The 12468-nt window shown below is 62.2% G+C and carries 14 protein-coding genes, 1 tRNA gene, 1 rRNA gene and 1 pseudogene; 9 read left to right on the top strand and 8 right to left on the bottom strand.

Annotation, left to right across the window (positions count from 1 at the left end; translation table 11 throughout):
- Positions 1 to 95: 95 nt before the first annotated feature.
- Positions 96 to 443, bottom strand: a complete 348-nt coding sequence (locus E7681_RS11110; RefSeq protein WP_136339374.1) for a hypothetical protein — start codon at positions 441 to 443, stop codon at positions 96 to 98.
- Positions 444 to 610: 167 nt separating this feature from the next.
- Here E7681_RS11110 and E7681_RS18830 point away from each other — a divergent pair, with 167 nt between their 5' ends.
- The 5 genes from E7681_RS18830 (at position 611) to E7681_RS11090 (ending at position 3054) form a co-directional block, all read left to right on the top strand.
- Positions 611 to 748 carry a hypothetical protein gene (locus E7681_RS18830; protein WP_168733195.1) on the top strand — a complete coding sequence of 46 codons (138 nt, stop codon included), beginning with the start codon at positions 611 to 613 and terminating at the stop codon, positions 746 to 748.
- Positions 742 to 942 carry a hypothetical protein gene (locus E7681_RS11105; protein WP_168733194.1) on the top strand — a complete coding sequence of 67 codons (201 nt, stop codon included), beginning with the start codon at positions 742 to 744 and terminating at the stop codon, positions 940 to 942. Before E7681_RS18830 ends, E7681_RS11105 begins: the two co-directional genes overlap by 7 nt.
- Positions 943 to 1003: 61 nt before the next feature.
- A complete protein-coding gene (locus E7681_RS11100; protein WP_136339373.1) occupies positions 1004 to 2206 on the top strand; it encodes a DUF6538 domain-containing protein in 1203 nt (400 codons plus the stop codon).
- Entirely contained in the window at positions 2203 to 2382 is a 180-nt protein-coding gene (locus E7681_RS11095; RefSeq protein WP_136339372.1) for a hypothetical protein, read from the top strand. The genes E7681_RS11100 and E7681_RS11095 overlap by 4 nt, the downstream gene beginning before the upstream one ends.
- A 51-nt stretch (positions 2383 to 2433) precedes the next feature.
- Entirely contained in the window at positions 2434 to 3054 is a 621-nt protein-coding gene (locus E7681_RS11090) for a hypothetical protein (protein WP_136339371.1), read from the top strand.
- A gap of 28 nt (positions 3055 to 3082) precedes the next feature.
- On the opposite strand, the gene E7681_RS11085 is transcribed toward E7681_RS11090, so the two are convergent.
- Both E7681_RS11085 and E7681_RS18960 read right to left on the bottom strand, forming a co-directional pair.
- A complete protein-coding gene (locus E7681_RS11085) occupies positions 3083 to 4711 on the bottom strand; it encodes a thiamine pyrophosphate-binding protein (RefSeq protein WP_246032465.1) in 1629 nt (542 codons plus the stop codon).
- Between the two features lie 64 nt (positions 4712 to 4775).
- Positions 4776 to 5132 (bottom strand): hypothetical protein, encoded by a 357-nt coding sequence (locus tag E7681_RS18960; protein ID WP_211089793.1) that lies wholly within the window; start codon positions 5130 to 5132, stop codon positions 4776 to 4778.
- Positions 5133 to 5425: 293 nt separating this feature from the next.
- Here E7681_RS18960 and E7681_RS11075 point away from each other — a divergent pair, with 293 nt between their 5' ends.
- The 3 genes from E7681_RS11075 to E7681_RS11065 all read left to right on the top strand — a co-directional run bounded on the left by E7681_RS11075 (position 5426) and on the right by E7681_RS11065 (position 8531).
- Positions 5426 to 6055: a hypothetical protein gene (locus tag E7681_RS11075; RefSeq protein ID WP_136339368.1), complete on the top strand. Its 630-nt coding sequence runs from the start codon at positions 5426 to 5428 to the stop codon at positions 6053 to 6055.
- A 401-nt stretch (positions 6056 to 6456) separates the two neighbouring features.
- On the top strand, positions 6457 to 7089 hold the full coding sequence (locus E7681_RS11070) for a hypothetical protein (RefSeq protein WP_136339367.1): 633 nt from the start codon (positions 6457 to 6459) through the stop codon (positions 7087 to 7089).
- Between the two features lie 128 nt (positions 7090 to 7217).
- On the top strand, positions 7218 to 8531 hold the full coding sequence (locus tag E7681_RS11065) for an RsmB/NOP family class I SAM-dependent RNA methyltransferase (RefSeq protein ID WP_136339366.1): 1314 nt from the start codon (positions 7218 to 7220) through the stop codon (positions 8529 to 8531).
- 1 nt (position 8532) lies between these two features.
- Here the strand turns inward: E7681_RS11065 and E7681_RS11060 are convergent, their stop codons facing one another.
- The 3 genes from E7681_RS11060 to E7681_RS19290 all read right to left on the bottom strand — a co-directional run bounded on the left by E7681_RS11060 (position 8533) and on the right by E7681_RS19290 (position 11687).
- A complete protein-coding gene (locus E7681_RS11060) occupies positions 8533 to 10557 on the bottom strand; it encodes a YgiQ family radical SAM protein (protein ID WP_136339365.1) in 2025 nt (674 codons plus the stop codon).
- A gap of 143 nt (positions 10558 to 10700) precedes the next feature.
- A complete protein-coding gene (locus E7681_RS11055) occupies positions 10701 to 11345 on the bottom strand; it encodes a hypothetical protein (RefSeq protein WP_136339364.1) in 645 nt (214 codons plus the stop codon).
- A 219-nt stretch (positions 11346 to 11564) separates the two neighbouring features.
- Entirely contained in the window at positions 11565 to 11687 is a 123-nt protein-coding gene (locus E7681_RS19290; RefSeq protein WP_281277659.1) for a hypothetical protein, read from the bottom strand.
- A gap of 109 nt (positions 11688 to 11796) precedes the next feature.
- Between E7681_RS19290 and E7681_RS11045 the strand changes: the two are divergent.
- Positions 11797 to 12024 (top strand): annotated as a pseudogene (locus tag E7681_RS11045) (transposase); the annotation flags it as partial.
- Between the two features lie 236 nt (positions 12025 to 12260).
- Here the strand turns inward: E7681_RS11045 and E7681_RS11040 are convergent.
- Together E7681_RS11040 and rrf are read right to left on the bottom strand one after the other, a co-directional pair.
- Positions 12261 to 12337 (bottom strand) — tRNA-Met (locus E7681_RS11040).
- A 43-nt stretch (positions 12338 to 12380) separates the two neighbouring features.
- Positions 12381 to 12468, bottom strand: a 5S ribosomal RNA gene (rrf, locus tag E7681_RS11035); the annotation flags it as partial.

Here is a 12468-nt window from a genome sequence, read left to right as displayed (position 1 = left end):
CCTCGCAAAGTTCGTGATTGCCTTCCTCTGTTGGGGAAGGTGCTGTCGTGCGGCAGACGAGTGCCCCACGGGGTGCCCCAGTTTGGGGTGGCGACTTACTGCAAGTGGCATCCAAGATAACCTGCGCCACTCAGCGCGAGGGTTGGCAAAAGCGTATCGGATGTATCGATGTCGTTCGACAGCGCCTTTGCGGCAGTTTCGACCTTGTTCCAGTCCCATTTCGCGCCGACACAAACGTAAGTGAACTTTTTGACTGGCGTGTCTAACCGCAAAATCACGGAATCTTTCGGCTCCAACCTATTGCTGCCGTTTCCGGCATAGAATTGGGCGGCTATGTTGTCTCTGGGAACGACAAAGCGCTGCTCTATGACGATTGAATCAGCCCAAGCCGCTGACGAGACAGCGATCATACAGGCGGAGATCAGATAGAAGACTGTTTTCATTTCAAAACCCCGATCCTAGTAGCTAGCAGCGTGGCACCTCCTGTCTCGAACTGTCAACTGAGTATGGTTTTCTTGGAAGTTGCCGCCTGGAGCGTCTTCGTAGCCCCCCCAAAAAAACCGAGGAACCCTCCGTATCTAATTAGGATGCAAAACAGGAGGTTAGTCCTATGAAGATCGTTGTAGCCCTCGGTTTGATTGCCGGGGGTTTTGTTTTTGGCGGGGGGCCGGTGGTCGCTCTGGTGATGGCCAGTGTCAGCCCGACCTGGGCGGTGGTGGTGCTGATCTTGGAGGCGCTGTCATGGTGATCGTGACCATTCGTGCCTTTGACGACGTGCCGGAGCATCGCTTCGAGGTGCTGGAGGTCCATGAGGATTGCGTGACCGGGTTCGCGCTGACGGGGCCGTTCGCCGGTGAATATGGCGAGCCGCCGATCGAGTTGGTGGTTTTCGAAGGCCAAGAGCCGCTGGCAGGGATGCCACATATCCCTGAAAGCCGCTGATTTCACACCAAAATTTCCAATCACAGTCAAACTTGGGGCACTCGCCCCAGAAGGAGGAGCCATGCGTATTCCCTACGCTTATCTCAAACAACAGACGTGGCTGTATCGCCGCAACTACCCCAAGGACCTGCAGCCGCTGCTGGGTCAGGCGCTGAAGCAGTCGCTCAGGACCGGGGACGCCCGAGAGGCCAAGGCGCGGGCGGCTGAGGTCAACGCCAAGTACGAAGAGATCGTCGCCAAGGCCCGTGAAGGGGTGGTGCTGGGGCGGCCAGAGCCAGTTCGGGTGGCGGCACCGGTCTTCGCTCCGGTCAATCCGGTCATCGGTCGGGCAACGGTGGCGGTTCTGGCCCGGGACTATCTGGCGCTTCGGTCGGATCAGCTGCGGCACGGCGGGTTCAAGTCGGTGCGGTTCTCGGTCGGGTTGCTGGTGTCTCTGTACGGGGCGCGTCAGGTCGGGTCGCTGAGCCGCGAAGACGGGCGTCGGTTCGTGTCGTTGGTGGCGCGGCTGTCCCCGCATGTCGGCAAGAGCCATCGGGCGCGGTCCCTGTCGCTGGAGCAGCTGGAGGACCGGTCGGGACCCGAGAAGCTGTCCGGGCTGACCCAGAAGCGGATCGTCTCGCAGGTGCTGCACTTTCTGGACTGGGCCTATCACGAGGGTCACTGCCCCAAGCTGGACTTCGGTGCGGTGCGGGTGGAGGCGCGGGCGCGGACCAACTCCTACGCCGTTCCGACCGACGAGGAGGTGCGCACGATTCTGTCCACGAACCACCCGGAACTGGGGTCGGTGCTGACCTTTTGCCTGCTGTCTGGGTTGCGATCCGGCGAGGCTGTCGGTCTGGTGCGGGACGATCTGGTGCGGCGGGACAATCTGGGCTGGTTCATCCAGGTCAGGCCCAACCGGGTGCGACTGCTGAAGACCGATGCGGCGGAACGGGTGGTGCCTCTGCATGACCATCTGGTGGGGCTTCTGCCCTCGCTGGGGGACGACAGGCTGTTCCCCGAGTTGACCGTGTCCCGAGTGACCAAGCAGTTCGCGCGGCTACGTCAGCAGCTGGGGATCGACCGACCCGGGCTGGTATTCCACTCCACCCGTAAGTGGTTCATCACCCAGTGCGAACGGACCGGGGTGCCCGAGCACTTCACCGCGTCCATCGTCGGTCATCAGTCCGCCCGATCCGAGAACCGGCTGACCTACGGCATCTATTCCGCCGGGATCAGCGACGCCCAGAAACGGGCCATCGTGGACGGGATCCGGTTACCATGACCACCCCGAAACCAGACATCGACGCGTTCGAGGAAAGGGCCGCCATCGTGGAATACGACGGTGGCCTTTCTCGTTCCGACGCAGAGAACGTCGCCGCCCGGGCGCAGGGGATCAGGGACGCGGCGCACTACTGGCAGGTGGTGGCCGACTACGTGGTCACCCGGAAACTGACATGACAAACCGCCCCGGCTGGGCTCAACTGGCCGGGGACCAACAGGAGGAACGCCATGCGTTTGTTTCGAGTAACCAAGGCGGTCGTGCTGGGGCTGCTGCTGGCCGGGTCGCTGACGCTGAACGTGGCCACGGTCGCTTTCAGCTCGGTCGCGCTGCTGGTGTCGAGCGCCTATGAGGCGGTGACGGGCGCGGTGTCGGTGGCGGGCGGGCTGCGGCGAGAGGTGGTCAGCCTGTCCGACGAGGTCGCCACCCTGAAGGCCCCCAAATCGGTCACCTACCGGGGCCAGAAGCGGCTGTTGTCCGAGGCGGTCGAGGATACCGCTGGACGGATCGGTCGCAGGACGGCAGCAGGGGCCGCCAGAAACGCCGGGTCCGTGGTGGCCGAAGCGATCCCCTTCGCCGGGATTGCCGTGGTTCTGGGGGTCACCGCGTGGGACCTGAAGGACAGCTGCGACACGATGAAGGACCTGCACGAGCTGGAACTGGCCTTCGTCCCCGGCACCGAAGCGGACCCCGAGGCGACCGAGGTCTGCGGTCTGGCCGTGCCAAGCACCGAGGAGGTCTGGGCCGCCGTCAGGTCCTCTCCAACCGTCGCGTGGAAGGCCGCGAAGGGGTATCTGCCGGACCTGCCGGAGCTATCCGTTCCCAAGATCGACTGGACCTTTTGGGACTGACACACGCCCCGGGCGGCCGGCATGTGCGTTACATGCGCATGCGCGGCACCTTGTTGGGGTCGAGTTTCAGTTCGATCAGGATCGGGCCCTGACGGGTCTGGATCGCGTTGAGCGCGGCCTCCAGCTCGGCCGGAGTGGTGACGGTGGCGCCCTCTCCTCCCAGCGTGCGGGCGATGGCCGCGAAGGAGGGCCAGGTGAACTCGGTCAGCGAGGGGTCCATGTTGCGGTCCAGCATCTGGATATGCTCGGCACCATAGGCGGAGTCGTTGCACACGATCACGATCAGGTCTCGCTGGGTGCGGACGGCGGTGTTGAACTCGGTCATACCGCCCATCATGAAGCCGCCATCGCCGGTGAACAGCACCACGGGCCGGTCGGGTGCGCCATGCGCGGCGCCGATTGCCTGCTGCATGCCCTGCCCGATTGCCGCGAAGTTGTCGGTCATGTGAAAGCTGAACGGATCGGGCACGCTGACGCGGCACCAGACTTCGGTGATGTAGCGGCCGCCATCGGTCAGCATGATGCGGTTTTGCGGCAGGGCCTCGTTCAGGCGATCCAGCGCGTATTCAAAGTTGATGCAGCCCTCGGTCGCCTGTGCGGGATCGCCCTTGGGGTGGACCGAGATGTCATGCGCCGGCAGTTCGCGGGCAAAACCCGAGGCGGGGATCTCGGCCTCGTCCAGCCAATACAGGATGTTGTCGGCAGTCTGCGCCGCGTCCGCGATCAGCACCGCGTCGGGCTGGTAGAACGCGCCCACGTCGGATTGTGAGTTGTTGATCTGGATGACGCGCTTGCCTTTCAGCAACTCGCCCCGGTCGGTGGTCAGGAAATGCAGCCAGGCCCCGAAGGCGATGATGCAATCGGCGGCAGCGATCACGTCATAGGCCTCGGCGGTGCTGAGGGTGCCGAAATAGCCGATATTGTTGGGATGGCCCTTGAACAGGCCGGTGCCTTTCAGCGTGGTTGCCAGGGGGGCCTCTAGCCGTTCGGCCAGCGCAATCAGAGAGTCCCTGGCCGTGACCGCGCCCGCCCCTGCCAGGATCAGGGGCCGCTTGGCCGAGGCGATCATGCCGATCGCCTCTTCGTGGACGGGGCCGGTGCTGACATGGGCGGGGGCCTCATGGAAGGGATAGACGACCGGTTTATGCGCGACCTCGGCCCACATCAGATCGGTGGGGATATTGACGACGATGGGGCGGCGTTCCTTGCGCGCGCGGTAAAAGGCGGTGGCCACGTCGCGCGCGGCGGTTTCCGGGGTCTTGACCTGTTCAAAGCCCGCGCCGCTGGCCTTGACCACCTCGCGCTGGTCGATGTTCTGCGGATGGAAGGGCGCGGTGACGGGCGTGTCGCCGCACAACAGGATCATCGGGCGGCGGGCCGAGACCCCCTCGCGCAGGGCGGTGAAACAATTGGTCAGGCCGGGCCCCTGCGTCACCGTGGCGACGCCGACCTTGCCGGTGACCTGCGTGTAGGCCTGAGCCATCAGCACCGTGCCGCCCTCGTGCGCGGCGGCGACCATGTTGCCACCGCATTCGTTGACGAAGTGATTGGCCAGAAACAGGTTCGCATCCCCGACAAGACCAAAGATCGTGTCAATGCCATGGTCGCGCACGGCCTGCGCAATGGATTGATGCATATAGGTTTTCTGGTTCGACACGTCATTTCCCCCTTGGTGATCCACTCGGTTGGCGCTAGATGACGCCCGATCTTTGCTTAACATGTTAAGCAGATGTGTGCCAGAACAATCTACCGTGCGGCATCACGCGAAACAGGATCGGCCGTTGCATCCGCGCGTCGGAACCGGCCCGGAGAGGGGCCCACCATGACTTGGAGGTCGCGCCCATCACCAGTTGCAGGCCCAGCGGGGTCGGGCCGCTTTCGGCCATGCGGGCCTTCATCTTGGCGAAGAAGTCCAGGCCCAGTTCTTTTTTGGCCGCATCGACCTGCACGGCCCGACCGAGCTGGTGCGCGCCTTTCCCGACTGGTTGCAGCTGAACCTGTTCGCCGCGGTGCCGCCGGCGTGCTAACGGGCGCAGAATATTGTTCGTATCGCCGCAACAATTTGTTTCCGCGCACATTATTTCCGGATCGTCGGACCTTGATGGGCAGGCCGACGAAAACCCAATCCGCGCTGATGTCACCGCGATTCAAAATTGCCCAAAAATTAGGCTTTTCTGAATTATGTCAACACATTACAAGAAATTGGCCCCGGGACCCGCCGGTCTTCCCATCCAAGATTTTCTGACACGCGGGCCCGCCTCCTGCCCCGCCTCTCCGAGGCCAATGATTGACGGCAGCAATTTTTTATCTTGTTAATCAATCGGATATGCCATCCTATCCGTTTGATCAAAAACATATCCAGGAGAGATCGATGCCAAACGGACAAGCCAATGGCCACAGCAACGCAGCCCAGAACTTCCACAACGGGACTGCGAACAACCCCAACAACAACGGCGCCAACGGGCATAGCATCGCCATGGACAACGTGCCGTTTCTGGCGGGCAGCGGCTTTGGCTTTGACTCTGCCGAGGTCAGCGGCACGCCCGGCGCAGACACTGCCTATTACACACAAGGCGATTTCATCGGGACCGTCTCTGCGCCGTTTTCGTTTGGAAACATCGGTGTGGGGGACTGGGATGGCGACGGTGACCTAGAGTATCGTACCCCGGGACTCGGCGATCTCATTATCGAGCGCGCAAACGGCGACACGTTCGAATTCTCGGGCGTGTCGATCGAAGACTATGACAACGATGGCGTGGGCTATGTGTCCATGAACGGCGGTGGCGCGGACGGCAGTTCGTACCTCCTGACTAGCATTTACTCATCCGCCCTCCGTGAAATGACCTATCGCGGCCACGTGTCTTCGCCAGACGGCACTTATCAGGTGCAGGATTTCCAGAACTTCGACGACGCCTTCGATTTCGTTTTCGCCGATCAGGAGCTGACCCAGCTCAGTTGCGTGGCTTTCGGCATGGCGCTGGACGACTTCATTCTGGTCTGAGCACCCAAAGCCCGGCCCCGAACACAGAGCGCCGTTCGGGGCCAGAATTCAGCGCCTGACCGCAAACAATTGTTCGCCCGACAGTAACAAATTGTTTCCGCGACAGCCGCCTCTGGATCGCCGACCTTTTTTAGGCAGGCTACCACACGGCCCCCACCCCGCCGCCATCGCCACTCGAAAAGCGCCCAAAATTTGGGCGTTTTTCGTATTATGTCAACACATTACAAGAGACCGACCCCGACGTGCATCAAAATCCCCATCCGTTTTTGTTCTGACCTGGGTGTCGCTTGCCTGCCCGATCCGCCTGGCAACCAACGGTCGGCATCGAAAATTTTTGTCTTGTTAATCATATGGATATGCAATCCTATCCCTTTGGTTGCAAACCTATTTGGGAGAGAACGATGCCAAACGGAAACGCCTATGGCCACGGCAACGCGGCTCAGAACTTCCACAACGGGACTGCGAACAACCCCAACAACAACGGCGCCAACGGGCACAGCATCGCCATGGATAACGTGCCGTTTCTGTCGGAAACCGTGTTCGGTTTTGACTTGGGCGAGTTCAGCAGCACGCCCGGCACGAACATTTCCTATTACTCGCAAGGCGATTTCATCGCGACCGTCCCCGCATGGCGCGGGCGTGTAAGCCACGACATTAGGGACTGGGATGGCGATGGTGACCTAGAGTATTCAACTATGAATCCCGGGGCAAATATGCTCATTGAGCACGTCGATGGCGACACTTTTGAATTCTCGGGCGTGTCGATCGAAGACTATGACAACGATGGTGCAGGACTAATAAACCTGCGCGGCACTGGCTTGGACGGCAGCTCTTACGGACTATATTTCGAATTCGACCCCCGCTTCAATCAATTGACGATTGTCGGAAGTGTGAATTCGTCAGACGGGACCTATGAGTGGCAGCGTTTCCAGAACTTCGACGATGCCTTCGATTTCGTTTTCACCGACCATGAGCTGACCCAGCTCTCTGTCTACGTCAGGGATATGGCGCTGGACGACTTCATTCTGGTCTGAGCACCCAAAGCCCGGCCCCGAACACAGAGCGCCGTTCGGGGCTGGCGCGGATCAAACCCGGTTTGCATCACCCCCTGTTTCCGGGTAACACGCCCCATGTGCCGCAAGGCCGCTGGAGGCGCCCAATCGTGAACTCTGCTGCTCGTCTGCAAGCTACTCTTGATCTTCTGACCGATGTCGAACGCACCGCGCGACCCGTGGATGCGGTGACCTCGTCGTTCTTCCGGTCCCGGCGTTTCATCGACGAGCAGGACCGCGGCGCGATGCTGGAGCTGCTGTACGCCCTGCTGCGTCATCAGGCGCGGCTGGGGTGGTGGCTGGCGCGGCTGGGGCATGCGGACAGCCCGCGCGCACAACTGCTGGCCTGGCTGATCCTGGGTCAGGGACGTTCGCCCTCCAACGTGGCGCGGCAGTTCGACGGGGCGAAATTCGCCCCTGCCCCGCTAAGCGATGCCGAACGCGCCCTGCTGGCGGGCTTGCGCAACCACACGATCGAGCACCCCGAGATGCCCGACGCGGTGCGGCTGGAATGTCCGGACTGGGCGATGGCGCCGCTGCGGCAACGGTTTGGCGGGGCGTTTGCCAAGGAAATGGCGGCGACGCTGACGCCGCCTCCGCTGGATTTGCGGGTCAATCCGATCCGGGCCAGCCGGGCCGAGGTGCTGAAAGGACTGCACAAACTGGGGTTGGAGGCTGAGGCAACCGCGCTGTCGCCCAACGGCATCCGCCTGCCCGAACGGCTGTCGCTGGCGCGTCTGCCGGGGCTGAAAACCGGCGAGATCGAGATCCAGGACGAAGGCTCGCAACTGGTGGCGCTGCTGGTCGATGCCCAGCCGGGCGAGCGGGTCGTCGATTTCTGCGCCGGTGCGGGCGGCAAGACGCTGGCGCTGGCCGCGCAGATGAACAACCGGGGCCATCTGGTGGCCTGCGACGTCAATGAATCGCGCCTGAAACGCTGCGCAGAACGGCTGCGCAAGGCGGGGCTGCACAATGCCGAAACCCGACTGCTGGCCAGCGAGACCGACAAATGGGTCAAGCGCCGCAAGGGTGGGTTTGACCGGGTGCTGGTGGATGCGCCGTGCTCGGGCACCGGCACGTGGCGGCGCAATCCCGATGCCCGCTGGCGCGCACCGGAACTGGGGCTGGAGGCGCTGATCGCCCTGCAATCGCGCATTCTGGCCAGTGCGGCGCGGCTGGTGAAACCCGGCGGGCGGCTGGTCTATGCGACATGTTCGCTGCTGCCCGAGGAGAACGAGGCGCAGGTCGCGGCCTTTCTGGCAGCAAACCCGGCGTTTCGGGTGGTTCCGCTGGCCGAGGCTGCGCCGAACCTGACCGGGCTGACCCCGGCCGAGTACCTGTCGCTGACCCCTGCCCGCCACGACACGGACGGGTTTTTCGCCGCCGTGCTGCAACGCGCGGATCAAGCGCCCGAAAGCGCCTGACCTATTTTTTCGGGAACGGCACGCCCTTGGTCGTGAACTTCATCGGGCGCGAATTGGGGCGACCGAAATTCTTGGCCCCCGGTTTCGCGCCTTTTTTCCCACCGGTCTTGCCCGTGCCCGCAGGCTGGTGCAGCGGCACCAGTTGATCCGGGCGCGGACCGATCAGATCGGCGCGGCCCATGGATTTCAGCGCCTCGCGCAGCAGCGGCCAGTTGTCGGGATCGTGGTAGCGCAGGAACGCCTTGTGCAGGCGACGCTGCCGCCCGCCGCGCACGGTTTCCACCTTTTCCGACCCGCCGCGCCGCACGCCTTTGAGCGTGTTGACCCCGGTGTGATACATCGCCGTGGCCGTCGCCATCGGGGACGGCAGGAAGGTCTGGACCTGATCGGCGCGATAGCGGTTTTTCTTCAGCCAGATCGCCAGGTTCATCATGTCCTCGTCGGACGTGCCGGGGTGAGCGGCGATGAAATAGGGGATCAGGTAGTATTTCTTGCCGGCCTTCTTGGCCGCTTCGTCGAACATTTCCTTGAAGCGGTCATAGGTGCCGATGCCGGGCTTCATCATGACGTCCAGTGGGCCGCGCTCGGTATGCTCGGGGGCGATTTTAAGGTAGCCGCCGACGTGGTGCGTCACCAGCTCCTCGATATATTCCGGGCTTTTGACGGCCAGATCGTAGCGCACGCCCGAGGCGACCATGACCTTCTTGATGCCCTTCACCTCGCGCACTTTGCGGTAGAGTCGGATCAGTTCGTCATGGCTGGTGTTCAGGTTCGGGCAGATATCGGGGAAGACGCAGGACGGCAGGCGGCAGTTCTTCTCGATATTGGGGTCTTTGCAGGCCATGCGGTACATGTTGGCGGTCGGCCCGCCGATATCCGAGATCACGCCCGCAAAGCCGGGGGTCTTGTCGCGGATCTGTTCGATCTCGCGCAGGATCGACGCCTCAGACCGGCTTTGGATGATGCGGCCTTCATGCTCGGTAATCGAGCAGAAGGTGCAGCCGCCGAAACAGCCGCGCATCACGGTGACCGAGGTCTTGATCATGTCCCAGGCGGGGATTTTCGCGTCGCCATAAGACGGGTGCGGCGCCCGCGCATAAGGCAGGTCGTAAACAGCGTCCATCTCTTCGGACGACAGCGGAATGGGCGGCGGGTTCAGCCACAGATCGCGGTCGCCGTGGCGCTGGACCAGCGGGCGGGCGTTGCCGGGGTTCGCCTCGCGGTGCAAGACGCGAGAGGCGCGGGCATACGCCTCTTTGTCGATCTCGACCTGCTCGAAAGAGGGCAGACGGATCACGGTGTTGCCGGGCTTGCGGGTGGCGCCTTCGTCGGCGGATTCCAGATCATCGGCGGGCAGTTCGGTGTAGCCCTCGGGGACCGGGCGGAACAGCGCGACGCCGCGGATGTCGTCCAGATCACGCGGGGATTGGCCGGCGGCCAGACGCAGGGCGACCTCGACCACGGCGCGTTCGGCGTTGCCGTAAAGCAGGATGTCGGCCTTGGCATCGGCCAGGATCGAGCGGCGGACCTTGTCCGACCAGTAGTCGTAATGGGCGATCCGGCGCAGCGACGCCTCGATCCCGCCCAGAACCAGCGGAACGTCCTTGTACGCCTCGCGGCAGCGTTGCGAATAGACGATGGTGCTGCGGTCGGGCCGTTTGCCGCCGTCGCCGCCCGCCGTGTAGGCGTCGTCGCTGCGGATCTTGCGGTCCGAGGTGTAGCGATTGACCATCGAGTCCATGTTGCCGCCGGTCACGCCGAAGAACAGGCGCGGACGGCCCAGTTCCTTGAACGCCTCGGCCGATTGCCAGTCGGGCTGCGAGATGATGCCGACGCGAAATCCCTGCGCCTCGAGCAGGCGGCCGATGATCGCCATGCCAAAGCTGGGGTGATCGACATAGGCATCCCCGGTCACAAGGATGATGTCGCATTCGTCCCAGCCCAGCCGGTTCATCTCGGCGCGGGTCATAGGCAGGAAGGGCGCGGCTTTGTCGCCGGCGGGGGGCAGTTTGAACAGCGGTGTCATGGATTTTCGCGCGTTGGGGTCGTGCACATATATAGGACGCCGACGCGGCGAACTCAATTCGCATCGCGCACGGGGGCGTGGCGAGCGTCGATCCACCGGAAAGCGGGGGCGACGGGCCGTTTCAGCCCGTCGCCGGTGCGGTGTTACTGGGTGTCAACCTCGATCGAGGCGGTGACGCCCGCGCGCAGCAGGCCCTGCTTGATCTCGTCAATCGCGCCCAGATCGTAGGAGTTGATCACCACCACGTTGTTCACGATCAGCGAATAAAGCGCCGAGCCATCGCCCGTGGCGGGCGGCGTCACAGGCGTGGCGGGCGTGTCGCCGGCCAGATAGGCATTCGCCGCGCGGACAGATTGCGGGCCCCAGACGCCATCAGCATGAACGCCGATGGTGTATTGCACGTCCTTGACCAGTTCGCGGTTCAGCCGCTCGCCGCCGTTGAGGCGCTGGATGGTTTCGCGCAGCATCACGCGGTCGTAGATTTCAGACGGGATGTAGACCTTGGAGCAGGTCTCCACATCCTTGTACTTGGTCACGGTGCGGCGGCTGGCCTCGTTCGCGACGGCGCCACCGATGACAGCGCCAACCGCAGCACCACCCTTTTTGCCGGTGACAACCTTGCCGATCACACCACCGATCACTGCGCCGCCGATCACCTCGCCGGCGTTACCGCCCTTGACGGTTTCCTGATAAGGCACGGATTTCGTTTCGCAGCGGGTTTCCCAGCTACCTGCCATCGCCTGAGTGGAGGCCAGGGCGAACAGGACGGTCATCGTAAGCTTTTTCATTGTGAAAGCCTCCTTTAAACCCGCGAATTGCAGGCGATTGTCCTTAGTATGCGCTTGAATCCAAGGCCAAGTAAATGCGGCGCAAGCGTTTGTGACCGGATGTGCGCGGCCGGTAGCGGAAGACCGCCCAAGCCTTGGGCCGGGCAGGATTTCACCTGTCCGCGCAGCAAAAAGCCGCCCGGAGGAAGAACCGGGCGGCTGTCGGCAGGTGTGGCTGGATTAACCGGCCGTCGCCCCGAAGGTCGGCATCGTGAAGGCCGGGCCATCGCTACCCACCTCGGGGAAGCAGACGGTGGCTGTCTTGAGCTGGATGTAGAACTCGACCACATCCTGACCGTTCATGTTGTACGAGCGGAAGGACGAGTCCTTCCAGCCGCCGAAGGTGTTGACCTGCTCCTCTGAAAAGTCCTCGATTTGAGGTTAGCCTGTTCTCTGACGAAGGAGACAGACGATGAAGAGAAGCCGTTTCAGCGAGGAACAAATCATTGGCATCTTGAAGGAGCATCAGGCGGGGCTCGGCGCGAAGGAACTGTGCCGCAAGCACGGGTTCAGCGACGCGCCGTTCTAAAAGTGGCGATCTAAGTATGGCGGCATGGAAGTATCTGACACACGCCAGTTGAAAATGCTGGAGGCCGAGACCGCCAAGCTCAAGAAGATGCTGGCGGAGCAGATGCTTGAACACTTGCCAGATAGGCACTTCACTGCACCAATGTGAACCACCTGAATTTCTCAAAACTTCTTGTGGCTAAATCTGGGAGAGTGGCGCGAGTTCAATATGCGATCCCCATAAAAAAGGTGTACCGGGTTCGATTGGACTTAGTTCCCAGGTCATGAAGACCACGTCCTTTTCGGACACCTATCGGACACAAACAAAAAGGCCCTGTGCGGGAGAGCGCTACAGGGCCGTTTTATATTTGGTTGCGGGAGCAGGATTTGAACCTGCGACCTTCAGGTTATGAGCCTGACGAGCTACCGGGCTGCTCCATCCCGCGGCAAGTTATTTCATCTTATAGAGAGATTTCTGGTTATTACTAGGTTTGGCGGTGACCTACTCTCCCACGACTTGAGTCGCAGTACCATTGGCGTTCATGCACTTAACTTCCGAGTTCGGGAAGGGATCGGG

The organism is Thalassobius vesicularis, from assembly GCF_004799325.1.
GTDB lineage: Bacteria > Pseudomonadota > Alphaproteobacteria > Rhodobacterales > Rhodobacteraceae > Thalassobius > Thalassobius vesicularis.
This window is presented reverse-complemented; position numbering and strand designations above follow the sequence as displayed.

Bases quoted from the DNA above. Each gene is read 5' to 3' on its own strand.
- E7681_RS11110 (WP_136339374.1), bottom strand. From the start codon at position 443: ATGAAAACAGTCTTCTATCTGATCTCCGCCTGTATGATCGCTGTCTCG.
- E7681_RS18830 (WP_168733195.1), top strand. From the start codon at position 611: ATGAAGATCGTTGTAGCCCTCGGTTTGATTGCCGGGGGTTTTGTTTTT.
- E7681_RS11105 (WP_168733194.1), top strand. From the start codon at position 742: ATGGTGATCGTGACCATTCGTGCCTTTGACGACGTGCCGGAGCATCGC.
- E7681_RS11100 (WP_136339373.1), top strand. From the start codon at position 1,004: ATGCGTATTCCCTACGCTTATCTCAAACAACAGACGTGGCTGTATCGC.
- E7681_RS11095 (WP_136339372.1), top strand. From the start codon at position 2,203: ATGACCACCCCGAAACCAGACATCGACGCGTTCGAGGAAAGGGCCGCC.
- E7681_RS11090 (WP_136339371.1), top strand. From the start codon at position 2,434: ATGCGTTTGTTTCGAGTAACCAAGGCGGTCGTGCTGGGGCTGCTGCTG.
- E7681_RS18960 (WP_211089793.1), bottom strand. From the start codon at position 5,132: ATGTGCGCGGAAACAAATTGTTGCGGCGATACGAACAATATTCTGCGC.
- E7681_RS11075 (WP_136339368.1), top strand. From the start codon at position 5,426: ATGCCAAACGGACAAGCCAATGGCCACAGCAACGCAGCCCAGAACTTC.
- E7681_RS11070 (WP_136339367.1), top strand. From the start codon at position 6,457: ATGCCAAACGGAAACGCCTATGGCCACGGCAACGCGGCTCAGAACTTC.
- E7681_RS11060 (WP_136339365.1), bottom strand. From the start codon at position 10,557: ATGACACCGCTGTTCAAACTGCCCCCCGCCGGCGACAAAGCCGCGCCC.
- E7681_RS11055 (WP_136339364.1), bottom strand. From the start codon at position 11,345: ATGAAAAAGCTTACGATGACCGTCCTGTTCGCCCTGGCCTCCACTCAG.
- E7681_RS19290 (WP_281277659.1), bottom strand. From the start codon at position 11,687: ATGAACGGTCAGGATGTGGTCGAGTTCTACATCCAGCTCAAGACAGCC.